Below are 21,687 nucleotides of genomic sequence, written 5' to 3'. Positions count from 1 at the left end.
TGTGGGGATTCCCGTCTGTTCGCCCTGGATGACGGGAGCACCTTAGAACGTGGGACGACGCCGTCCCACAACGGCGTCGTCCGTCGTCCTGGTCTCAGGGAGTGACCGACTGCACCACCACGTCGCCGGAGCCCACCAGGACGTTGCCGTCCGTGCGCACCTGGACGTTGCCCAGGAGCACCCGGCCCGCGGCGGGCGCGGCGGCGGCCGTGACCGTCCCGGGCGCCGTCCACGACGACCCGGCCGGCCGGGAGGCGTTGGCGTCCGTCACCGAGACCGACCCGAAGGCGGGGTTGGTGAAGACGTCGGTGTAGCCGAAGGTCGTGGAGCCCGACGGCACGGCGTAGCCGTCGACGAGCGTGACCCACGCACCCGCGGCCGGGTTGGCGATCGTCACCGACTCCTCGGAGTCCCCGTCCGCCGACTGCCCGGCGAGCAGGCAGGTGCCGGTGGTGCAGTTGTAGACGTAGAGGTCGAGGTCGGCACCCGGGTCCGACGTCCCGCCGATCGTCGCCCGGAGGCTGGTGGAGCCGGCGGACACGTCGACCAGGCGCTGCTGCAGGACACCGGTGGTGATCGTCGGCGTGGCCGACCTGGCGCTGCCCAGCGTGGTCCCGACCGCGCGGCCCGTGAAGGTGCCGAACAGGTTGGTCAGCGTGTAGCTGCGGGCGACCGGGACACCCAGCGTGGCCGAGGCGATCGTGTCGGTGCTCGGCGAGACCGACGCGCCGAGGATCGACGCGGTCAGGCTGTAGGGCGCCTCCGCCACGTCGGAGGTGCGGCGGGCCTCCACCACGACCTCCCACACCCCGGCCTGCGGGTTGGACGTCGTCCGCGAGGTCGGCGACCCCGAGCAGCTCCCCGATGACGGGTTGTAGCAGCTCAGGCTGGAGTTGTCCTCGAGCCCCAGGCCGTAGGGGTGGAACCGCAGGAAGCGGATCTGCCCGGCCCCCGGGGTGCTGCCGCCGCCGGTCAGGTCGACCTTGAACGCGGGCGTCCCGGCCGGCACGTCGAAGAAGTACGACGTGGTGCGGTTGCGGCCGATCGTGCCGGCGTGGGTGATCGAGTAGCCGTTGGCGGCGGTGAAGCTCTCCGCCGCGACGACCGTGTTGAGCGTCTGCTCGTCGACTCCTGGGGTAGCGGGGTCGTCGAGATTCAGGATCGCCGAGTGCGCGCCGGCGCTCTGCGGGTGCACGGTGACGGCGTACGTCGTGGGCGTGTTGAGCGGGAGCGACACCGAGGCCGGGCCGCTGAACGTGCCGTCGTTGCCGACCCAGCTCGCGGCGTAGGTGATCGCCTTGGCGCCGCCGCTGGTGCGGGTGAAGGTGTAGGTGCGGGTGTAGGAGTCGCCCGCCTTCACGCCCTCACGGTCGAAGATCCCGACGCCGGTGCCCGGCGTGGCCAGGAACCCGGACAGGACCGAGTGCACCGCGACCGACGAGGTGATGCTCACCGGCTTGACGGTCTTCTTCAGCACGTCCCACGCGGCGCCGACGTCGATCAGGCCGTTGCCCTGCTCGTAGGCGCCGTAGTCCGGGAGGAAGCGCGCCGACGAGAACAGCGCCTGGCGCAGCTGCGCGGGCTTGGACTGCACGCCGGCCTGCTTGGCCGCGCTGACCAGCAGCGCACCGGCACCCGCGCTCTGCGGCGAGGCCATCGAGGTGCCGTTGAGCATGCCGTAGCCGGCCGGCAGGTCGTAGGTCCCCGCCACCGGTCCGCCCGGCTGCCACATCGGGGTGGTCGAGACCGCCGAGCCCGGCGCCAGGACCTCCGGCTTGAAGCCACCGTCCTCGCGCGGCCCTCGCGAGGAGTAGCCCTGGATCGTGTCCGCGAGGTCGGAGTCGGAGCCGTAGTTCTTCTGCCACGACTCCTGGGAGGCGTAGGCACCGCTGGCCACGACCTTGCTCGCGACCGCCGGGTCGCCCACGGTGTTGAGGCCGGCGCCGTTGTTGCCGGCCGAGATGAAGATCTGGGCGTCGTACTGGTCGACGAGCCGGTTGTAGAGCACCGCACGGGTGTTGTTGCCGTCGTTGAGCGCCGGCAGGCCGCCGATCGACATGTTGACCACGTCGACGTTGCCCTGCTTGACCACCCAGATCATGCCCTCGACGAGCGCGTGCGCGGTGCACCCGGCGATGAACATGCAGACGCGCACGGACTTGACCTGCGCACCCGGGGCCGCGCCGGTCATCGCCCCGCCGAACAGGCCGTTGCCGGCCGCGATGCCGGCGACGTGCGTGCCGTGCTCGCCCGACACGATGCCGATGTTGACGACCTTGTCCTTGCCGTCGGTCTGGACGACGAACGGCATCGTCTCGTGGACGTCCGTGTCCGGGGCGTCCTTGCCGAAGTGCCCGATGTCGCGGCGCACCCGGAAGTCGGTCATGGCCTGCTCGTCGGCGAACGACCGGTCCTGGTCGGTGTCGACGTAGACGTTGTTGGTCGCGGTGTTCCACAGCACGGCGAAGAGGCCGCTGCTGCCGGTCGGGTTGCCGTCGCGGTTGACGTCGCTGCCGACCTCCCCTCCCAGGCGCGGGTCACGCTCGTTGAACAGACCGATGCGGTAGGACGCCGCGGCGGGCGCGGTGTAGGTCACCGTCTGGTAGGTGAAGGACGACCCGCTGACCTGGTCGGCCATCGACACCCAGGTGGGGTCGTCGTCGGCGAACGGGTCGGTGTAGGTGACCCAGTCGGTGACCTTGGGCAGCCCCGTGGTGGTGGTCCGCAGCGCGGGGTGGTCAAGGTCGACGCCGGTGTCGAGGATGCCGATCGTGGTGCCGCGGCCGTCCCAGGTCGGGTGCGCCGCCATGAACTGCGAGGCACCCGTGTCGCCGATCGGCAGGTAGGGGTTGTCGTTCGGCGTCGAGGCCGAGGGAGGTGTCTGGGGGGTGGGTGCCTGCGAGCCACCCGGCGCCGGGTCGTCGAGCGGCACGACCTCGTCGAGGTCCGCCGCCTGCACGCCGGCGAGGCGGGCGGCCTGCTCCGCCTTGCCGGTCGGTACGACGGCCCGCAGGTAGCCCACGTCGTCGTCGCGCTTGGCGACGGTGGCACCGAGGCCGGTGATCCCGCTGACCACCGTCCGGTTGGCACCGGGCCGGCTGGCGATGAGCAGCGTGACGGTCCGGTCGCCGCTCGCGACCGCGTCGGCGAGCAGCTCGCGGTCGTGCTTGCCCAGACCGTGACCGTTCCCGTTGGGCGCCGCGGCGGCCGGGACGGCCGTGACGGCGACGGCCGCGAGGCCCGCGAGCCCGAGGCTGAGGGCGGCGAGCCCGGAGATGGTGGAGCGGTGGGCCTGGGACATGGTGGGTCCTCCAGGACGGGCCGCGGGGCGACGGCGGCGGGTGCCGCGCCGGGGGATGGCGTGGCTCGGCCGTTCTACCGCCGGTGGCCCGGCCCGCGACAGGGACCAAGGACCCCAGGTGGTCAGGCATCTCTCAGGTTCACCCCGGCGGTGGAGCGTGACCCGGACCCGACGCGACCGCCCGGTAGGTTCTGACCGTGCACTCCCCCGAGCAGGAGCCCGCCCCGGGCCCGGTCGCGCAGCCGATCAAGGCGCGCATGACCCGCGGCGAGGTGGTCGAGGCGCCGATCCAGCCCCTCGACGTCACCGGCCTGCGGACCGTGGGGGTCGGGACGGCCGGGTTCCTCGGCGCCACGCTCTACCTCCTGGTGTTCCAGCTCGACTGGATGCGCGAGACCGACCGGCTGTGGTGGCTGTGGACGTGTTTCGCGGGGCTGGGTCTGGGGGTATTCGGATTCGTCTACTGCACCCGGCGCGCCCGTCACCTCCAGGAGGGCGCGTCATCCCGAGGTCCTGAGGAGGGCTGACATGCCCGACGTCCTGCTGTTCGACATCGACGGGACCCTGGTCGACTCGACCTACCACCACGCCATGTGCTGGCACCGCGCCTTCACCCGGCACGGCCACGACCTCACCGTCAACCGCCTGCACCGGCTGATCGGCATGGGCGGTGACCGCCTCGTCGCGGCCGCGGCCGGCGACGAGGTCGAGGAGTCGGAGGGCGACGCGCTGCGCGACGCGTGGGCCGAGGAGTACGCCGAGGTCGCCGACCGCGTGCGGCCCGTGCCCGGGGCTGCCGACGCCGTGCGCCGGCTGGTCGACGAGGGCTACGTCGTCGCGCTGGCCTCCTCGGGCGAGCGCCGGTTCGCCGAGAAGGCGGTCGACGACCTGGGCCTCGCCGACGTGGTCACCGAGCTCACCACGAGCAGCGACGCCGAGGAGTCCAAGCCCGACCCCGAGCTGGTCGAGACGACGTGGACCCGGGTCCGCGAGGACCACGGGGGCGAGCGCGCGCTGCTCGTCGGGGACACGCCGTACGACGTGGAGTCGGCGCACCGCGCCGGCATCCCGTGCATCGCGGTGCTCACCGGGGGCTTCGGCGAGGGCGAGCTGGCCGGGGCCGACGCGGTGGTCGAGGACGTCTCGGACCTGACCGTCGACCTGGTGGAGAAGGTGCTCAGCGCAGCCGGGTGAGCACGGCAGCGGCCGTGCGCCGGCCGGAGACCAGCGTCCCCTGGATGGAGCTGGTGTCGCGGTGGTCGCCGCAGACGAAGACCGTGCCGACCCGCACCGGGCGACGGAAGTCGTGCGGCGGCATCATCAGCGGCAGCGCGCGCGGCACGTCGTGGCGGGCCACCAGCTCCCAACCCTCGTCGGGCTGCCCGTGCAGCTGGGTGGCCAGCTCGCGCACGCGCCGGTCGTCGGGCAGCTTCTGCCCGCGACGGTGGATCACCGACGTCGCGACCAGCCCGGCGCCGGGCGGGGCGTAGGACGGCGCGGCCGCCGACATCACGACCGTGTTGGCGACGGGCGACCCGTCGGCGTCGGTGACCAGCCGGCCCCGCTGGCCCTCCCACACCGGGGTGCGGTGCCACCAGGTGGTGACGCCACCGGCCCCGCGGACGGGTCCGAGGTCGGGGACGAGCTCGTGCGCCGTCCAGTGGTCGGTGGCGACGACGACGGCGCGGGCATTGATCCGGCCGCCGGGCGTCCGGACCCCGGTCGCGTCGGCGGCGTCGACCTTGCACGACAGCCGGACCGCGTCCGCCGGCAGCGCCGCCGCGACCTGCTCGGGCATCGCCTGCATCCCCCGGGCGGGCACGGTCGAGCGACCGCGGGCGAACATGCGGATCATCAGGTCGACGAAGCGTCGTGAGGTCTTCAGCTCGGGCTCGAGGGCCAGCCCCGCGAAGAACGGCTTGAGCACCACGTCGAGGGTGCGCGTGGTCAGCCCGGCCTGGCGCCAGGCCTCCCGGGCCGGCACGTCGTCGCGGGCGAGCAGCCGCGGGACGGGCAGCGCGGCGCACTGGGCGACGTACGCCCCGAGCCGGAGCTTCTGGCCCAGCGGGAGGAGGTCGGTGGAGACCAGTCCCGGGAGCCCGGCCGGCTGCGCGAGCGGGTTGGTGACGGTGTGCATCGTGCCTCCGCGGCGCACGTCGACCGCGTCGTCGAGACGGCACAGGTCGAGGGCGTCGAGGTCGAGGTTGTCGGTCAGCGCGGGGTAGCCGGTGTTGAGCACCTGGAACCCCCGGTCGACCAGGAAGCCGTCCACCCGGTCGGTGCGGATGCGTCCGCCGACGCCGTCGGAGGCCTCGAGCACCAGCACGTCGCGGCCGGCGCCGGCGATCTCGCGGGCGCAGACGAGGCCGGCGAGACCGGCGCCGACGACGACGACCTCGTGCTCCTCCGTCATGCCACCACCCACCGCTGCACCAGGGTGTCGCCGGCGGTCAGCAGGGAGGCGAGACGCAGCTCCACGTCGGAGTCGGCGCCCTGGACGGGCCGCCGGTGCTCGCCGCCCACGATGCGGGGCACGACGGTGAGCGCGAGCTCGTCGGCGAGTCCCTGTGCCCACAGGTCGCCGGCCAGGCTCGGGCCGCCCTCGCAGAGGAGGTCGGTGAAGCCGCGCCCGACGAGGGCGTCGCGCAGCTGCGACAGCTCGGGGCCCTCCTTGCCGAGCACCAGCACGCGGTCACCGAGGAGCTCGCGCGCCTGGTCCATCGCCTCGGCGTCGGAGCCGGTCGCGAGGAAGACCTGGGAGAGGTCTCCGGCCTGCAGGGACTCGGGGACGCGGCCCGACCGGGACACGACGACCAGGGGCTTGGGGTTGGGCTCGTAGGCCTCCTCGCGCACCGTCCCGGCCCCCACCACGATCACGTCGGCGAGGTCGCGCAGCGTCTGGAACACCCGCTGGTCGGCGTCGTTGCTGATGCTCTTGCTGAGGCCGTCGGCGCCCTGGGTCGCCCCGTCGACGGTGGCCACGAAGAGCACGCGTGTCCAGGGTCGTCGCGGGGCGGCGTACACCTCGCGCAGCTGCTCGTCGGACAGGTCCGCCAGGGCGAGGACGTCGGTCACGCGGTCAGTCTTGCACGCGGCTCCCTAGACTTCCGGGCGTGATCTCCCTGGCCGACCTGGCCTCCCTCCACGACCGCTACGCCGACGCGCTGGCCGCTCCGGTGACGCCTGTGACGGTCGCCGGACCGCGCGACGACGTCGTGATCGGCGACGGCTCCCCCGCCCTCATGGGGTGCGTCAACCTCTCCCGCGACTCGACCTACAAGGACAGCGTGGCGGTCGACGCCGAGACCGCCGTCCGCATGGGCCGGGTGCTCGCCGCCCAGGGCGCCCACGTGATCGACGTCGGCGCCGAGTCCAGCGGACCGCACGCCCGACGCGTCGGGGCCGAGGAGCAGAGCGCCGTGCTCGGCGAGGTGGTCGCTGCGCTCGCCGACGACGTCGTGGTCTCGGTGGAGACCTACCACCCCGAGGTCGTCGAGACCTGCCTCAAGGCCGGCGCGCGCGTGCTCAACCTGACCGGGCGGCGCGACGAGGAGACCATGCTGCGGCTGGCCGCCGACCACGGCGCCACGGTGGTGATGTGCTTCGGCGAGGAGGCCGACGTCCGCGAGTCGGCGTCGTCGGCGCCCGCCGGGGACGACGCGCTGCCGGCGCTGCTCGACCACTTCGGTCCCCGCCTCGAGCACGCCCGCTCGGTGGGGGTGCGCGAGGTCGTGCTCGACCCCGGGCTCGGGTTCACCTACGCCAACCTGACCACCCCCGCCGAGCGCGCGGGATGGCAGGCACGGATGCTCGCCCAGACGTTCCGGCTACGTCCGCTCGGCGCGCCGCTGTGCCACTCCCTGCCGCACAGTTTCGACCTGTTCGGTGCGGAGTACCGCAAGGCCGAGGGCTTCTTCGCGGTCCTCGCCGCGCTGGGCGGCGCGCACCTCTACCGCGTGCACGAGGTCGCCCACGTGCGGGCGGTCCTCGGCGCGATGGACGCGCTGTCCCTCTGAAGACTGGAGCGGACGCGAGGATTTGAACCTCGACCTCTTCTCTGGAAGAGAAGCGCGCTGCAACTACACCACGTCCGCGAGCCCGGCACCTCGCGGCGCCGGTCACCCGGGAAGTATGTCGCACCGGCGCGTCCGCCCGCGGGCGAACGCGCCGACCGGGTCAGGTGAGCTTGGACAGGATCAGCTCGCGGACCTTCGCCGCGTCGGCCTGGCCGCGCATCTCCTTCATCACCGAGCCGATGAGCGCGCCGGCGGCCGCGACCTTGCCGTCGCGGATCTTGTCGGCGACGTCGGGGTTGGCCTCGATCGCGCGGTCGACCGCCGCGGAGAGCGCGCCGTCGTCGCTGACCACGGCCAGGCCGCGAGCCTGCACGACGGCGTCGGGGTCGCCCTCACCGGCGAGGACACCCTCGAAGACCTGGCGGGCCAGCTTGTCGTTGACCGTGCCCTCGTCGACCAGCGCCTGGATGCGGGCGACCTGGGCCGGCGTGATCGCCAGCTCGGCCAGCTCGACGCCCTGCTCGTTGGCCCGGCGAGCGAGCTCGGAGAGCCACCACTTGCGCGCTGACTGGGGGCTCGCGCCCGCCTCGACGGTCTGCGCCACCAGCTCGAGCGCGCCGGCACCGACGGTGTCGCGCATCTCGAGGTCGGAGAAGCCCCAGTCGGCCTGCAGACGGCGACGCCGCTCGGCCGGCGGCTCGGGCAGCGTCGCGCGGAGCTCCTCGACCCACTCGCGGCTCGGCGCCACGGGCGCGAGATCGGGCTCGGGGAAGTAGCGGTAGTCCTCGGCGTCGGACTTCTCGCGGCCCGGGCTCGTGGTGCCGGTGTCCTCGTGGAAGTGACGCGTCTCCTGGACCACGCGCTCACCCGCGTCGAGCAGGCCCGCGTGACGGGTCGCCTCGTAGCGTGCCGCCCGCTCGACGGAGCGGAAGGAGTTGACGTTCTTGGTCTCCGACCGGGTGCCGAAGGTGGACGAGCCGGTGGGCTTGAGGGACAGGTTGACGTCACACCGCAGCGAGCCCTGGTCCATGCGGGCGTCGGAGACCCCGAGCGCGAGCACCAGGTCACGCAGCTGGGTGACGTAGGCGCGCGCCACCGCAGGGGCAAGGTGCGACGGGACCTCGATTGTCTTGGTGACAATTTCGATCAGCGGGATGCCCGCACGGTTGTAGTCGAGCAGGGAGTAGTCCGCCCCGTGGATGCGACCGGTCGCGCCACCCATGTGGGTCGACTTGCCGGTGTCCTCCTCCATGTGGGCCCGCTCGATCTCGATGCGGTAGGTCTCGCCCTCGACCTCGACGTCCATGAAGCCCTCGAAGGCGATCGGCTCGTCGTACTGCGAGGTCTGGAAGTTCTTCGGCATGTCCGGGTAGAAGTAGTTCTTGCGCGCGAACCGGCACCACTCGGCGATCTCGCAGTTGAGCGCGAGCCCGATGCGGATCGCGGACTCGACCGCCTTGCCGTTGACCACCGGCAGCGCGCCGGGCAGGCCGAGGCAGACCGGGCAGACGTGGGTGTTGGGCTCGCCGCCGAAGACCGCGGGGCAGCCGCAGAACATCTTGGTGGCGGTGTTGAGCTCGACGTGGACCTCGAGGCCCATGACGATGTCGTAGCGCTCGATCGCCTCCTCGAACGGGACGAGCGTGGCAGTCATGCGACACCTCCGGGAGTCAGGGGCGCTCCCCACTGCTCGAGCAGCATCCGCTCGAGCGCGGCGGCCGCGTGGTAGAGCCGGTCGTCGGCCTGCAGCGGCGCGAGGAACTGCACGCCCACCGGCAGGCCGTCCTCGGCCAGGCCCGCGGGCAGCGAGATGCCCGGGACGCCGGCGAGGTTGGCGGGGATGGTGGCGACGTCCTGGAGGTACATCGCCAGCGGATCGTCGAGCTTCTCCCCCATCTTGAACGCCGTGGTCGGCGAGGTCGGGGAGACCAGCACGTCGGCCTGCGCGAAAGCGTTGTCGAAGTCGCGGGCGACGAGCGCCCGGACCTTCTGCGCCGAGCCGTAGTAGGCGTCGTAGTAGCCGCTGGACAGGGCGTAGGTGCCCAGGATGATGCGGCGCTTGACCTCGTCGCCGAAGCCGGCGTCACGGGTCGCGGCCATCACCTGCTCGGCGCTGGGGTCGGCGACGCCGTCGGGGCTGACCCGCAGGCCGTAGCGCATCGCGTCGAAGCGCGCGAGGTTGGACGAGACCTCGCTCGGCATGACCAGGTAGTAGGTCGCCAGCGCCTGGGTGAAGCTCGGGCAGGACACCTCGACCACCTCGGCGCCCGCCTTGGTGAGCAGCTCGACGGCCTCGTCGAAGCGCTGCTGCACACCGGTCTGGAAGCCCTCGCCGCCGAGCTCGCGGACCACGCCGATGCGCAGGCCCGCGACGCCGTCGGCGTGACCGCGCCGCGCCGCCTCGACCACACCGGGGACCGGGGCGTCGATCGAGGTGGAGTCCATCGGGTCGTGGCCGCCGATCACCTCGTGCAGGAGGGCGGCGTCGAGGACGGTGCGGGTGACCGGGCCGGCCTGGTCGAGCGAGGAGGCCATCGCGACGATGCCGTAGCGCGACACCCCGCCGTAGGTCGGCTTCACGCCGACCGTGCCGGTCAGGGCGCCGGGCTGGCGGATCGAGCCGCCGGTGTCGGTGCCGACCGCGAGCGGGGCGAGCCGCGCGGCGACGGCCGCGGCCGAGCCGCCGCCGGAGCCACCGGGCGTGCGCTCGGTGTCCCACGGGTTGCGGGTCGGGCCGTAGGCGGAGTGCTCGGTCGAGGAGCCCATCGCGAACTCGTCGAGGTTGGTCTTGCCGAGGATCGGCAGGCCGGCCTCGCGCAGGCGGGTGACCACGGTCGCGTCGTACGGCGGCACCCAGCCCTCGAGGATGCGCGAGCCGCAGGTGGTCGGCTGGCCCACCGTGCAGAGCAGGTCCTTGACCGCGATGGGTACGCCGGCCAGCGGGCCGAGCGCGTCACCGGCGGAGCGGCGCCGGTCGACCTCGTCGGCCGCGGCGAGCGCGCCCTCGGGGTCGACGTGGAGGAAGGCGTGGATCGTCTCGTCGTGCGCGGCGATCGCGTCGAGGTGGGCCTGCGTGAGGTCGCGGGAGCTGAGGTCGCCGGAGGCGAGGCGCTCGGAGGCCTCGGCGGCGGTGAGGTCCGTGAGGTCGGTGAGGCTCATTCTTCCCCCAGGATCTTGGGCACCAGGAAGCGCTGCTCCTCGCTGGCCGGAGCGGCGGCCAGGGCGTCCTCGGGCGACAGGCTCGGGCGGACCACGTCCTCGCGGAAGACGTTGGTCAGCGGCGTGGGGTGGCTCATGGGCGTCACGTCGCCGGCGCCCTCGAGCGCCTGGGTCACGGTCGCGACCGAGTCGAGGATCTTGGGCAGCTCGGCCGCCAGGCGGTCCAGCTCGGCGTCGTCCAGCTGGATCCGAGCGAGCCCCGCCAGGTGCGCGACGTCGTCGCGGGTGATGTCGGGCATGGCCCTCATCGTAGGTGGGTCAGAGGGACTGCTCGTCGGGGGTGCTGAGGGTCAGGACGGCGTCGACGATGTTGGGGTCCTTCTCCAGCTCGGCCTCGACGGCCCGCAGCTGGCGGGCCACGTCGGGCTCGGCCTGGTCGCCGTGGATGTCGACGGCGGCGACGAGCAGGACCTTGCGCGGGCCGACGTACTCCATGCGGAGGTAGGTCACGCGCTCGACGGAGTCCATCGACTTGACCGTGGAGATCGCCGCCTGGCGCAGCCGCTGGTCGCTCTCCTCCCCGGTGAGGAAGCGCAGGTTGCGGCGGACGAGCACGAGGGCGACGACCGCGAGCAGCAAGCCGACCAGGATCGAGCCGATCGCGTCCCACGCGGCCTGGCCGGTCAGCTGGTGCAGCCCGACACCGACGGCCGCGATCACCAGGCCGACCAGGGCGGCGGAGTCCTCGGCGAAGACGGCGCGCAGCGTCGGGTCGGAGGTGCGCAGGGCGTGGTCGAGCACCTCGCGGTCGAGGTGGTCGGCCTCGCTGCGCGTCTGCCGGAAGGCCTGCAGGAACGACGCGCCCTCGAACAGGAAGGAGACCCCGAGCACGACGTAGGCCCAGGTGTACTCCCCCTCCCCGCCACCCGCGATCAGCTGGTCGATGCCGTGCCACACCGAGACCGCGGCACCGACGGTGAACAGCCCGAGGGCGGCGAACATCGACCAGACGTAGGCCTCGCGGCCGTAGCCGAACGGGTGCGTGGCGTCCGGGTCCTTGCGCCCCCGCCGGTCGGCGATGAACAGCAGCACCTGGTTGCCGGTGTCGGCCCACGAGTGAGCCGCCTCGGCGAGCATCGAGGCGGAGCCGCTGATCGCGGCCACGACGCTCTTGGCCAGGGCGATGGCGAGGTTGGCGAAGAAGGCGATGATGACGGTGCGGGTGCTCTCACCGCCACCGGCGAGGTTCTCCGCACCTTGGTCGGCGAGGCGTTCGGGCACGAGGCAGTCCTACCCCGTCACGGAGGTGGCTACCCGGTGAGGAGGTGGATCATCTCCACCTGGAGCTCGCCGACCAGGAAGCCGAGGATCGCCCCGACCGAGATCATCAGCCACTCGTCGTCCTTGAAGACCGGCCGCATGATCGACTCGAACTCGTCGTTGGACAGCTGGTCCATCTTCTCCTGCAGCAGCTCCTCGACCGCGAGCTTGCGGGCGGCGTAGGCCTCGAAGTCGGCGAAGCTGTCGGTCATCCGCGCGATCACGCGGTCGGAGATCTTCTGTTTGAGCGCGCGGTAGCGCTGCGTGCCGACGGTCAGCTGGACCAGCGTGCCGCCCTGCTGGTCCATCGCCTGGGCGACCTCGCGCTGGACCATGTGGAACAGGCGGTCGGCGCCCGGGCCGTTGAGCACGGCCTCGAACAGCACGGACGGCGCGAAGAGGTCGGTCGCCATGATCTCGGCGTAGTCGCGGGTGATCTCCTCGCGCTTGACCTGCAGCACGCCCTGGAACGAGATCCCGAGGAACGAGCGTCGCTGCTTGGGCCGGAACAGCATGTTGAGCGCCAGCCAGTCGCTGACGAAGCCGGTGATGAAGCCGAAGACCGGCATGATCCAGATGTTGTGGATCGTGGCCCACGCGATCATCTGCACCAGGCCGATGAGGAAGCCGAAGTAGACGCCGCTGCGGCGTACGAACGCCATCGCCGACCCGCCCGTACGCCGCATCAGCTCGTTGAGCTGGGCCTTGTTGCGCACCAGGGTGGTGACGGTGAGGAACTGCAGGTCGACCACGGAGTCGAGCTGGGCCCGCATCTGGGTCATCAGGTTGTCGATGATCTGCGGGGCCTGGGCGTGCACACGGTTGACCAGGGCGTTGCGGGCGGCGGCGGGCAGGCTGTCCCACAGGCCGGGCCGGTAGTCCTCCATCACCTCCCGCGCGATCTCCTCGACCGCCTCGTTGAGCGGGCCGCGCAGCTCCTCCGCGACCTCGTGCGGGTCGAAGCGGTCGAGCAGCTCCTCGGGCTTGAGGAGGTTCTCGGTGAGCAGCTCGATCGTGATCGCCGCGACCTTGCCGGCCCGTCGCGGGACGACGCCCTGCCAGCCGAACGGCCCGACGCCGACGAACTCCAGCGGGCGGTAGAGCATCTCCAGCGCAACGAGCTTGGTGACGTAGCCGATGAGGGCCGCGATGAGCGGCATGGAGGCGTAGACGTACCAGTAGCGCCCCACGTCGTGGGTGATCTGCGACCACGACTGCAGGTAGGGCAGGACGACGTCGGCGCTCACGCGTCCGCCGTACCGGAGCCGGGGTCGGGGAAGCAGGCCTCCCACAGCGACCGGCCCAGCGGCGAGAGCCGCAGGGTGTGCTTCTCGTAGCGCGGGGCGATCGGCCCGCGGCTGGCCCGCTTGGAGGCCTTCAGCACGCCCGGGTCGGCCATCAGGATCTGGTAGTCGTCCTTGAGCGAGGACCGCTCCGGCCCGATCTGCACCAGGCCGAGGGCGAGCAGGTGCGTGACGTACTGCGGGGTGAGCTGCGGCAGCGAGACGTTGGCCAGCTTGCCGATCAGCGAGGCGTTCTCCAGCGTGGGGTCGCCGAGGATCCCGGCCGGTGACAGCGGGCGCACGTGCAGCAGCGCCGAGGCGTGCCCGTCGGACAGGGCCCCGATGATGCGCGCCTCGTCGGGGCCGATCTGGTCGAGGATGCGGTGGTAGAGGTCGAGGCTGCTGTCGGCCGGGGTGTTGGCCAGCGCCCGGTCGAGCAGGGCGCGCATGCGCGGCCCGAGCTCGTCGGCGTCCTTCCGCGTCGGGGGGTACGACGGCCCGCTCGGCCCGGCGGCGAGCTCGCGTCGCTCGCGGGCGTGGTCGATGCGCGAGCCCAGCAGCGACATGGTCTGCCGCTCCCACCACCCGGCGACCCCGAGCCCCACGCGGGCGCCGGTGCGCAGGGCGGTGGCGGGGAGCCGGACCAGCGCGGTGGGTCGGACGGGTCGGGCCATGGCGGGATCGTAGCCACGGAAGGAGTTCCGGGCCGGTGAATCAGCGGTGCGCGGTCGCCTCGTAGTGGCGGGCGGCCGCGGCGACCACCTGCTCCCTCGTCGCCGGCACGGTGCCGGCCAGCCACGCCGCGAGCAGCTCGGCCAGCCCGCCGACGAACAGCAGCGCCTCGATCCGGTCGTCGGGCGCGACCCAGGCGCGGTCGCCGTACAGCCGGCGCGTGCGCTCGGCGAGCAGGTGCTCGAAGTCGGTCAGCAGCACCGCCCGGCGCTCGCGCAGGACCGGCACCTCGAGCGAGGTGACCAGCGCGAAGCGGCCCTTGCGCGGGTCGCCGCCGAGCACGGCGACCAGCGCCTCGAGGCCGCGGCGGACCAGCACGTCGGCGCCGCCCTCCTCGTCGAGCACGGCGACGGTGGCCGAGAGCACCTCGCCGGCGACCTGGTCGAGCAGGGCCACGAGCAGCTCGTCGCGGCTGCGGAAGCTCTCGTAGAAGTAGCGCTCGGTGAGCCCGGCCCGCTCGCACACGGCAGTCATCGTGGCCGCGGCCGGCGGGTCGCCCCCGAGGAGGTCGAGGGCGGCCTCGAGCAGCGCGGCCCGCCGCGCGGCGGTGCGGTCCCCCGCGCTCACGCCGCGGTAGGCCCGACCCTCTCCTGCTCCCATGGGCGCATCTTGCCCTGTCATGCCGTGTCGCAGCCGCGGCGGATGTTGACAGGGCCTCCTGTCAGATTGATGATCAGGTGCCATGAGCCCCAGCCGCACGGTGCAGGACCCCGCCACGCTCCCCCTCCCGCCCGGCCGGCAGGGGCTGCCGTGGATCGGCCACACCCTGCGCTACGTCCGCGATCCGCTGGGCCTCTTCGACGAGGTGTACGCCGAGCACGGCCCGGTCTCCTGGCTGGGCGCGGCGGGTCGCCGCTGGACCTGCCTGCTCGGCCCCGACGCCTCCGAGGCGGTGTTCCGCAACGCAGACCACGCCTTCGCCAGCGGGCCGGGCTGGAGCTACCTGGTCGGGCCGTTCTTCGACCGGGGCCTGATGCTGCTCGACGGCGAGGAGCACCACCGCCACCGCCGGATCATGCAGCAGGCGTTCACCGCCGACCGGATCGCCCGCTCCACCGACGCCATGCACGGGCCCGTCGACGCCTCGCTCGACACCTGGCGCCCGACCGGCGGCTTCGCGGCGTACCCCGCCCTCAAGGAGCTGACCCTCGACCTCGCGACCCGGCTTTTCATGGGCGGCACCGACGCCTCGCCCGAGCGGATGGCGGCCCTCAACCGGGCCTTCGTCGACTGCGTGCAGGCGGCCACGTCGGTGGTCCGGGTGCCGCTGCCCGGCACGCGGTGGCGGCGCGGGCTGCGCGGCCGCATCCTGCTCGAGGACTTCCTGCGCGAGCACCTGCCCCGGGCGCGGGCGGTCGAGACCGACGACCTGTTCAGCGCGCTGTGCCACGCCCGCTCCGAGGAGGGCGAGGTGTTCACCGACGCCGACGTGGTCAACCACATGATCTTCCTGCTCATGGCCGCCCACGACACCTCGACGATCACGCTGAGCGCGATGATGCAGCACCTCGGGCAGCACCCCGACTGGCAGGACCGCTGCCGTGCCGAGGTGCTCGCGCTCGGGTCGCGCCCCACCCGCGCGGACCACGCCGCGCTGCCCTCGCTCGACCTCGTCATGCGCGAGTCGATGCGCCTGGTCACCCCCGTGCCGGTCGTGGCGCGCCAGGCGGTCAAGGACACCGCCGTGCTGGGGCACCGCATCCCGGCCGGCAGCTTCGTGATGACCGCGCCGCTGTTCACCCACCACAGCCCCGAGGTCTGGCGCGACCCCGAGCGGTTCGACCCCGAGCGGTTCGCCGAGGGGCGGCGCGAGGACAAGGTGCACCGCTACGCGTGGCACCCCTTCGGCGGTGGCGTCCACAAGTGCCTCGGGATGCACTTCGGCGGCGCGGAGGTGCTCACCGTGATGAGCCACCTCCTGCGCCGCTTCGAGTGGCGGGTCGACCCGGGCTACGTCTGCCCGATCGACTACACGTCCCTGCCGTTCCCCTCCGACGGCCTGCCGGTCGACCTCAGGCCGCGGCCGGTCGCCTGAGGCAGGTCACGCCGGGCCGACGGTCACCTTCAGCCAGCCGGTCAGCTGCGAGGGCGACCAGCCGTCGCGGACCTGCCGGGCGGCGACCCGGTGGACACCGCGCAGCAGCGGCCGGGACCCGACGCACTGCCACCTGCGGTCGGCGCCGACCGTGGTCGAGCACCAGGCCAGCCCGTCGGCGTACACCGTGACCGTGGCGCCCGGGCGACCGCGACCGGTGAACAGCGGGGCCAGGTCGGGGCTCTGGGTGGGCCCGCCGAAGGTCGGCCTGAGCGCCGCCCGGGGCCGGGGCGCGCGGACCGAGACCTGGCGCGCGCCCGAGCGGCCGCCGCGCGTGACGACGGAGACCTTGGCCGCACCCGCGCCGGCTGCCGCGGTCAGCACCGAGAGGCGGGAGGGCGAGAGCACGCGGACGTATGCCGGCCCGACGGTCGTCCCGCCGTAGCGCACCGAGGTGCTGCCGGGCACGAAGCCCGAGCCGCTGAGCACCAGGAGCTGGCCGCCCGTGGTGCTGACCGCGGAGCGGTTGAGCCGGGTGAGCCGCGGCCTGACCGCGGACCCGCGGGTGTAGGTGAAGGTCTTGTAGCCGCTCATCCCGGCCGGGTTGACCACCCGCAGCTGCGCGCCGCCACGGGGGTGGGCCGGCGTGGTGAAGCGCAGCTCGGTCGAGGAGCGCACGTCGACCGAGGTGGCCGGGACGACCTGCGAGCCGACCAGCACGTGGGTGGCGCCGGCGCGGTAGCCCGAGCCGCGCAGGATCACGACCGTGCCGCCGGCGGTCGACCCGCCGCCGCTGGTCTTGATGCGGGTCAGCGTCGGCTTGGGCAGGAAGACGTAGGGCTTCGTGCCGCTGGTGCCGCCGATCGTGGAGACGGTCGCGGCGACGATGCCGGCACCGTGCCGCGGCGAGCGGAGCCACAGCCGCTGGGGCGTGACCACGTGCACGGCGGACGGGCCGACCGTGAGACCGCCGAGGACGACCGAGGTGCCACCCGGGACGAACCCGCCACCGAGCAGGTGGACCTTGGCGCCGCCGTTGGCGGGCCCGGCGATCGGCGCGACCGTGGTGAGGGTGGGCGGCGGCACGTAGCGGTAGGAGAGCGCGTTGCTCGTGCCGTGGCTGGCGACGACGGTGACGGAGACGTCACCGGCGGCGTGGGCCGGCGTGGTGAAGGTGAGGGCGTTGGGCGAGGTGACCTCCACCGAGGAGCCCGTCACGTCGTTGTCGCCGATGCGGACGGCCATCCCCGCCTCGAAGCCGGAGCCGGTGAGGGAGACCGACTGGCCACCGGCGGTCGGGCCGGATGAGGGGTCGATCGTGTCGAGCACCGGCGCCGCGTCGGGAGCGGGGCCGTTGTTCCTGCCCGTCCTGGCGTTGGCGAAGGACGCCTTGCCCGGCGAGGTCGGCGCCGACGGCAGCACGGTCGCGACCGCGGCCGACTGCGTGAAGGCGCCCGAGGCGGTCTCCTGGTGGTTGACCACGAGCGAGAGCAGGTCGGGCAGCGCGTCGAGGCCGGGCAGGACGAGGTCGGTCAGCGGCGTGAGCACGCCGTCGAGCAGGTCGGTCACCAGCGCCGGGAGCGCCCCGTCGGTCAGCGCGGAGGTGACCGGGCCCGCGAGCGCGGTGAGCAGGGTGGCCTTGGACAGCGTCTGGGTCACGCCGAGCAGCGTGAGCACCTGGGTCGTGGTCGCGGTGCCGTCGAGCACCTGGCCCAGCGTGCCGGTGGTGGTGAGGGCCATGCCCGTGGCGAGGAGGCCGGTGACGACGCCCTGCGTGGACGTCAGGCTGACCTGCGCTCCGGCGACGGCGGACTCCACCGCTGACTGCACGTCGGCGACCAGGTCCTGCACCAGCGTGGACAGGCGGCTGGTGACGGCGGCCAGGACCGAGGGGGTGATCACCTCGGTGTCGACCGGCAGGCCGTTGAGCCCGTCCGCGCCGCCGGTCAGGGCGCCGAGGTCGACGGTGACCTTGCCCGTGGCCGGGTCGAAGGTGACCAGGCCGTCGGTCGAGGTGCGCGCGCCGAGCAGCGGGGTGACGACGGCGTCCAGGTCGGCGGTGACGGTCGAGACCGTCGTCGGGGCGCCGGTGAGCGCGCCCAGCACGTCGGAGACGACCGGGATGCCGTAGAGCGCGGTGGCCAGGCCGCCGGTGGGACCGGCGAGCCCGTCGACGGCCGCCTGCACGGGGGCGACCGCGGCGCTGACCGTGCCGGGGAGGTCGGCCAGCGTCGGGCTGGTGAGCACGAGGCGGCCGCCCTTGATGGCGTAGTCACCGGACTGGGCGCCGTCGGTGCCCGCAGCCTGGGTCGCCTTGGCGGCCACACCGGCCAGGCTGACCTGGAGACCGCTCAGCGCGGAGCCGACCGCGGGGACGTCGGCGAGGAACGGTGCGAGGTCGAGCGAGACCGAGGCCGGGTGCTGCCCCCCGAGGTCCATGTCGCCGGCGTCGGTCACCGCGCCGGAGGCCGACCAGGAGGAGCCGGAGGCCGAGGCCCCCGCCACCTGGTTGGCCGCGCCGTAGCGCACCACGCCGGCAAGGCCGGGGGCGGCGTCGAGGCTGCCGGCGCCGACGGGCACGACGACCGGGCCGGGCGTGCCGGGCACGATCGCCAGCGCCGACGAGGCGTCGGGCAGCGTGGTCAGGTCGGTCGCGCCGGCCGTGCCGGAGACGAACCGGCCCTCGGACTGCGCGACGACGGGAATCGCGTCGACGGGCGGCGCCAGGACCAGGCCGGCGGTGCCGAGCGCGGTGGCGAGGACGGGTGCGACGAGCGCGCGTGCGGACGCACGGAACATGTGAGGGCCTCCCAACCCGAGACAGGCGCGCCGAACCCCACGGAGCACCTGTGTCCGTCCCATGATCGTCCGCCGGGAGCCGCCGCGGAGCGGTTTGCGCGACAAACTAGGACAGATGACCCAGTTGACGCGTGCGCCCGGTCCGAACGGGTCACTCGCCGACCTGGGCGACCTCCCGTGCCGCCTCGGGACCCTGCTCGAGCAGGACCCTGAACCCGTCCTCGTCGAGGACGGGCACCTTGAGGCTGAGCGCCTTGTCGTACTTCGACCCGGGCGCGTCGCCGACGACGACGAACGCGGTGTTCTTCGACACCGACGAGGCGGCCTTGCCGCCGCGGGCCAGGATCGCCTCCTTGGCCTCGTCGCGGCTCCAGCCGCCCAGTGACCCGGTCACCACGACCGAGAGCCCCTCGAGCGTGCGGGGGGTCGACTCGTCGACCTCGTCCTCCAGCGAGACCCCCGCGGCGCGCCACTTCTCGACGATGTCGACGTGCCAGTCCTCCTCGAACCACGTCTTGACCGCCTCGGCGATGGTCAGGCCCACCCCCTCCGCGCCGGCCAGCTCCTCCAGCGACGCCGCGCGGATCGCGTCGAGCGAGCCGAACGACGTGGCCAGCGCGCGGGCGGCCGTCGGCCCGACGTGGCGGATGGACAGCGCCACCAGGACCCGCCACAGCGGCACGTCCTTGCGCTCGGCGAGGTGGTCGAGCAGGCGCCGGCCGTTGGCCGACAGCTGCGGGCCCTCCTCCCCCTTCTTGGGGGCGCGCGTGAACAGGTCGGTCTGCTTGAGCTTGGCCTCGTCGAGGTCGAACACGTCGCCCTCGTCGGCGATCACCCCCGCCTGGAGGAACGCGATCGCCGCCTCGTAGCCGAGCCCCTCGATGTCGAACGCACCGCGCCCCGCGACGTGGAAGACGCGCTCACGCACCTGGGCCTCGCAGTAGCGGTGGTTGGGGCAGCGCAGGTCGGCGTCACCCTCCTTCTGCTGGGCCAGCGTCGTGCCGCACGACGGGCACTCGGTGGGCATCACCCACTCCGCCAGCCCCTCGGGCCGCAGGTCGAGCACAGGCCCGACGATCTCGGGGATGACGTCGCCGGCCTTGCGCAGGATCACCGTGTCGCCGGGGCGCACGTCCTTGCGCTTGACCTCCGAGGCGTTGTGCAGCGTGGCCATCTCGACCGTCGACCCGGACACGACCACCGGCCGCATGCGACCGAAGGGCGTGACCCGGCCGGTGCGGCCGGTGTTGACCTCGATCGCGAGGAGCTCGGTGTTGACCTCCTCGGGGGGGTACTTGAAGGCGATCGCCCACCGCGGGGCCCGCGAGGTCGAGCCGAGCCGGCGCTGCAGCGCGACCTGGTCGACCTTGACGACGACCCCGTCGATCTCGTGCTCGGTGACGTCGTGGCGGTGCTCGCCGTAGTGCTCGACGTAGTCCATGACGGCTGCGAGGTCCTTGACCACCAAGGTGTGCGTGCTCACCGGCAGACCCCAGGCCTCGAGGGCGCGGTAGGCCTCGGACTGGCGCTGCGCCTCGAAGCCCTCGCGGAAGCCGATGCCGTGACACACCATCGCGAGCTCGCGGCTCGCGGTGACCCGCGGGTCCTTCTGGCGCAGCGAGCCGGCCGCGGAGTTGCGCGGGTTGGCGAAGGCCGGCTTGCCGGCGTCGAGCAACGAGGCGTTGAGCCGCTCGAAGGCCGCCACCGACAAGAACACCTCGCCGCGCACCTCGACCCGCGCGGGCACAGGGAACTCCTCGGTGGCGGTGAGCCGGTCGGGGATGTTGTCGATCGTGCGGACGTTGGGGGTGACGTCCTCGCCGGTGCGACCGTCCCCCCGCGTCAGCGCACGGACCAGCCGGCCGTCCTCGTAGAGCAGGTTGATCGCCAGGCCGTCGACCTTGAGCTCGCAGAGGTAGTCGGCGTCCCCGACGCCCTCGCGGCGCAGCCGGGCCTCCCACGCCTGGAGCTCCTCGAGGCTGAAGGCGTTGTCGAGGCTCATCATGCGCTCGAGGTGGTCCACGGCGGTGAACTCGGTCGAGACCGCGCCGCCGACCCGCTGGGTCGGGGAGTCGGGCGTGCGCAGCGACGGGTGGGCCTCCTCGATCTCCTCGAGCCGTCGCATCCAGCCGTCGAACTCCGCGTCGGAGGCGGTCGGCCGGTCGAGGACGTAGTAGCGCCACCGGGCGTCGTCCACCTGCTCGGCGAGCTCGCGGTGCTCCGACCGCACCTCGGCGGAGACGTCGGTCACGGGCTCGGCCTGCTGGGCGTCGTCGGGCATGGCCCCATCCTGCCCACCGCCACCGACATGGGCGCGTCCGGTACACATGGAGCGTGACCGACGACCCGCAGCAGGCTCCCCTGCTCCTGGAGCGGCCGGGTCGCCACCACGTCGGGCGCACGCCGCGCGGGCTCGTCCTCCTCCTGCACGGAGGGGCCGAGGAGGACCGTGCCCGGGTCACCTGGAGCAGTCGTCCCTGGCTGCGCGCCCGGCTGCTGGCCCGGCACGTCGCGCCGGGGCTGCACCGCGCGGGGCTCGACCTGTGGATGCTGCGCTACCGCCAGGTCGGCTGGAACCTCGGGCCGGGCGACCCGTGCCCGGCCCCGGTCCGGGACGCCCGCTGGGCGCTGGAGGAGGCCCGCCGTCGCTACCCCCGTCCCCGCGGCGTGGTCCTGCTCGGCCACTCGATGGGCGCCCGCACCGCCCTGGCCGTCGCCGACGACCCGCTCGTGCGGGGGGTCGTCGGGATGGCGCCGTGGTTCCCCCTCGGGGAGCCGGTCGAGCCCGTGCGGGGCAAGGAGCTCGTGGCGCTGCACGGTCGCGAGGACAGCGTGACGTCGTACGCCGAGACCGAGGCGCTGCTCCAGCGCGCGGTGGGCGTCGCCTCCCACGTGGAGATGGTCGACATGGGCGCGCGCGGTCACACGATGATGGACGGGCTGACCAGCTGGAACGCGACCGTGCGCCGGCAGGTGCTGGCGATGTACCTGCGCTGAGGCATCACCGGTTCGTCCGATTTCGGTGCCACCACCGGTGCTTCT

At 73.2% G+C, this 21,687-nt stretch carries 17 protein-coding genes and 1 tRNA gene; 5 read left to right on the top strand and 13 right to left on the bottom strand.

The genetic code is table 11. The annotated features are described in order from the left end of the window. Positions 1–94: 94 nt before the first annotated feature. The gene (locus tag J2S63_RS16390) at positions 95–3,301 is read right to left on the bottom strand and encodes a S8 family serine peptidase (RefSeq protein ID WP_310304406.1); all 3,207 of its coding nucleotides are present in this window, start codon (positions 3,299–3,301) and stop codon (positions 95–97) included. Between the two features lie 197 nt (positions 3,302–3,498). On the opposite strand from J2S63_RS16390, the gene J2S63_RS16385 reads away from it, so the two are divergent. Both J2S63_RS16385 and J2S63_RS16380 read left to right on the top strand, forming a co-directional pair. Further along, positions 3,499–3,828, top strand: a complete 330-nt coding sequence (locus J2S63_RS16385) for a DUF2530 domain-containing protein (RefSeq protein WP_310304404.1) — start codon at positions 3,499–3,501, stop codon at positions 3,826–3,828. 1 nt (position 3,829) lies between these two features. Beyond that, complete coding sequence (locus J2S63_RS16380; RefSeq protein WP_310304402.1) at positions 3,830–4,495, top strand: HAD family hydrolase; 666 nt, start codon at positions 3,830–3,832, stop codon at positions 4,493–4,495. Here the strand turns inward: J2S63_RS16380 and J2S63_RS16375 are convergent. Both J2S63_RS16375 and J2S63_RS16370 read right to left on the bottom strand, forming a co-directional pair. Further along, positions 4,479–5,714, bottom strand: a complete 1,236-nt coding sequence (locus tag J2S63_RS16375; protein WP_310304400.1) for an NAD(P)/FAD-dependent oxidoreductase — start codon at positions 5,712–5,714, stop codon at positions 4,479–4,481. The genes J2S63_RS16380 and J2S63_RS16375 overlap by 17 nt on opposite strands. Continuing rightward, complete coding sequence (locus J2S63_RS16370; RefSeq protein WP_310304397.1) at positions 5,711–6,376, bottom strand: dihydrofolate reductase family protein; 666 nt, start codon at positions 6,374–6,376, stop codon at positions 5,711–5,713. The genes J2S63_RS16375 and J2S63_RS16370 overlap by 4 nt, the downstream gene beginning before the upstream one ends. Positions 6,377–6,414: 38 nt before the next feature. On the opposite strand from J2S63_RS16370, the gene J2S63_RS16365 reads away from it, so the two are divergent. Then, positions 6,415–7,317: a dihydropteroate synthase gene (locus J2S63_RS16365; protein ID WP_310304394.1), complete on the top strand. Its 903-nt coding sequence runs from the start codon at positions 6,415–6,417 to the stop codon at positions 7,315–7,317. Positions 7,318–7,321: 4 nt separating this feature from the next. Here the strand turns inward: J2S63_RS16365 and J2S63_RS16360 are convergent. The 8 genes from J2S63_RS16360 to J2S63_RS16325 form a co-directional block, all read right to left on the bottom strand. After that, positions 7,322–7,395, bottom strand: a tRNA-Gly gene (locus tag J2S63_RS16360). An 82-nt stretch (positions 7,396–7,477) separates the two neighbouring features. After that, positions 7,478–8,971, bottom strand: coding sequence for an Asp-tRNA(Asn)/Glu-tRNA(Gln) amidotransferase subunit GatB (gene gatB / locus J2S63_RS16355; RefSeq protein WP_310304391.1), 1,494 nt, complete (start codon positions 8,969–8,971; stop codon positions 7,478–7,480). Next, positions 8,968–10,476: an Asp-tRNA(Asn)/Glu-tRNA(Gln) amidotransferase subunit GatA gene (gatA, locus tag J2S63_RS16350; protein WP_310304389.1), complete on the bottom strand. Its 1,509-nt coding sequence runs from the start codon at positions 10,474–10,476 to the stop codon at positions 8,968–8,970. Before gatA ends, gatB begins: the two co-directional genes overlap by 4 nt. After that, entirely contained in the window at positions 10,473–10,775 is a 303-nt protein-coding gene (gene gatC / locus J2S63_RS16345; RefSeq protein WP_310304386.1) for an Asp-tRNA(Asn)/Glu-tRNA(Gln) amidotransferase subunit GatC, read from the bottom strand. The genes gatA and gatC overlap by 4 nt, the downstream gene beginning before the upstream one ends. Before the next feature lie 19 nt (positions 10,776–10,794). After that, positions 10,795–11,757, bottom strand: coding sequence for a cation diffusion facilitator family transporter (locus J2S63_RS16340; RefSeq protein ID WP_310304383.1), 963 nt, complete (start codon positions 11,755–11,757; stop codon positions 10,795–10,797). 29 nt (positions 11,758–11,786) lie between these two features. Continuing rightward, the gene (locus J2S63_RS16335) at positions 11,787–13,043 is read right to left on the bottom strand and encodes a DUF445 domain-containing protein (RefSeq protein ID WP_310304382.1); all 1,257 of its coding nucleotides are present in this window, start codon (positions 13,041–13,043) and stop codon (positions 11,787–11,789) included. Then, on the bottom strand, positions 13,040–13,753 hold the full coding sequence (locus J2S63_RS16330) for an Abi-alpha family protein (RefSeq protein WP_310304379.1): 714 nt from the start codon (positions 13,751–13,753) through the stop codon (positions 13,040–13,042). Before J2S63_RS16330 ends, J2S63_RS16335 begins: the two co-directional genes overlap by 4 nt. A gap of 40 nt (positions 13,754–13,793) precedes the next feature. Next, positions 13,794–14,411 carry a TetR/AcrR family transcriptional regulator gene (locus J2S63_RS16325; protein ID WP_310304377.1) on the bottom strand — a complete coding sequence of 206 codons (618 nt, stop codon included), beginning with the start codon at positions 14,409–14,411 and terminating at the stop codon, positions 13,794–13,796. 82 nt (positions 14,412–14,493) lie between these two features. On the opposite strand from J2S63_RS16325, the gene J2S63_RS16320 reads away from it, so the two are divergent. Continuing rightward, on the top strand, positions 14,494–15,846 hold the full coding sequence (locus J2S63_RS16320) for a cytochrome P450 (protein WP_310304375.1): 1,353 nt from the start codon (positions 14,494–14,496) through the stop codon (positions 15,844–15,846). Positions 15,847–15,852: 6 nt separating this feature from the next. Here the strand turns inward: J2S63_RS16320 and J2S63_RS16315 are convergent, their stop codons facing one another. Next, a complete protein-coding gene (locus tag J2S63_RS16315) occupies positions 15,853–18,645 on the bottom strand; it encodes a choice-of-anchor G family protein (RefSeq protein WP_310304373.1) in 2,793 nt (930 codons plus the stop codon). Between the two features lie 151 nt (positions 18,646–18,796). Further along, positions 18,797–20,926, bottom strand: coding sequence for an NAD-dependent DNA ligase LigA (gene ligA / locus J2S63_RS16310; RefSeq protein ID WP_310304371.1), 2,130 nt, complete (start codon positions 20,924–20,926; stop codon positions 18,797–18,799). 53 nt (positions 20,927–20,979) lie between these two features. Here ligA and J2S63_RS16305 point away from each other — a divergent pair, with 53 nt between their 5' ends. Further along, positions 20,980–21,642, top strand: coding sequence for an alpha/beta hydrolase (locus J2S63_RS16305; protein ID WP_310304369.1), 663 nt, complete (start codon positions 20,980–20,982; stop codon positions 21,640–21,642). Positions 21,643–21,687 lie beyond the last annotated feature (45 nt).

It is taken from the genome of Nocardioides marmoribigeumensis (genome assembly GCF_031458325.1).
Lineage (GTDB): Bacteria > Actinomycetota > Actinomycetes > Propionibacteriales > Nocardioidaceae > Marmoricola_A > Marmoricola_A marmoribigeumensis.
Note: the sequence above shows the minus strand (reverse complement) of the source record. Positions and strands in the feature narration are given on the sequence as shown.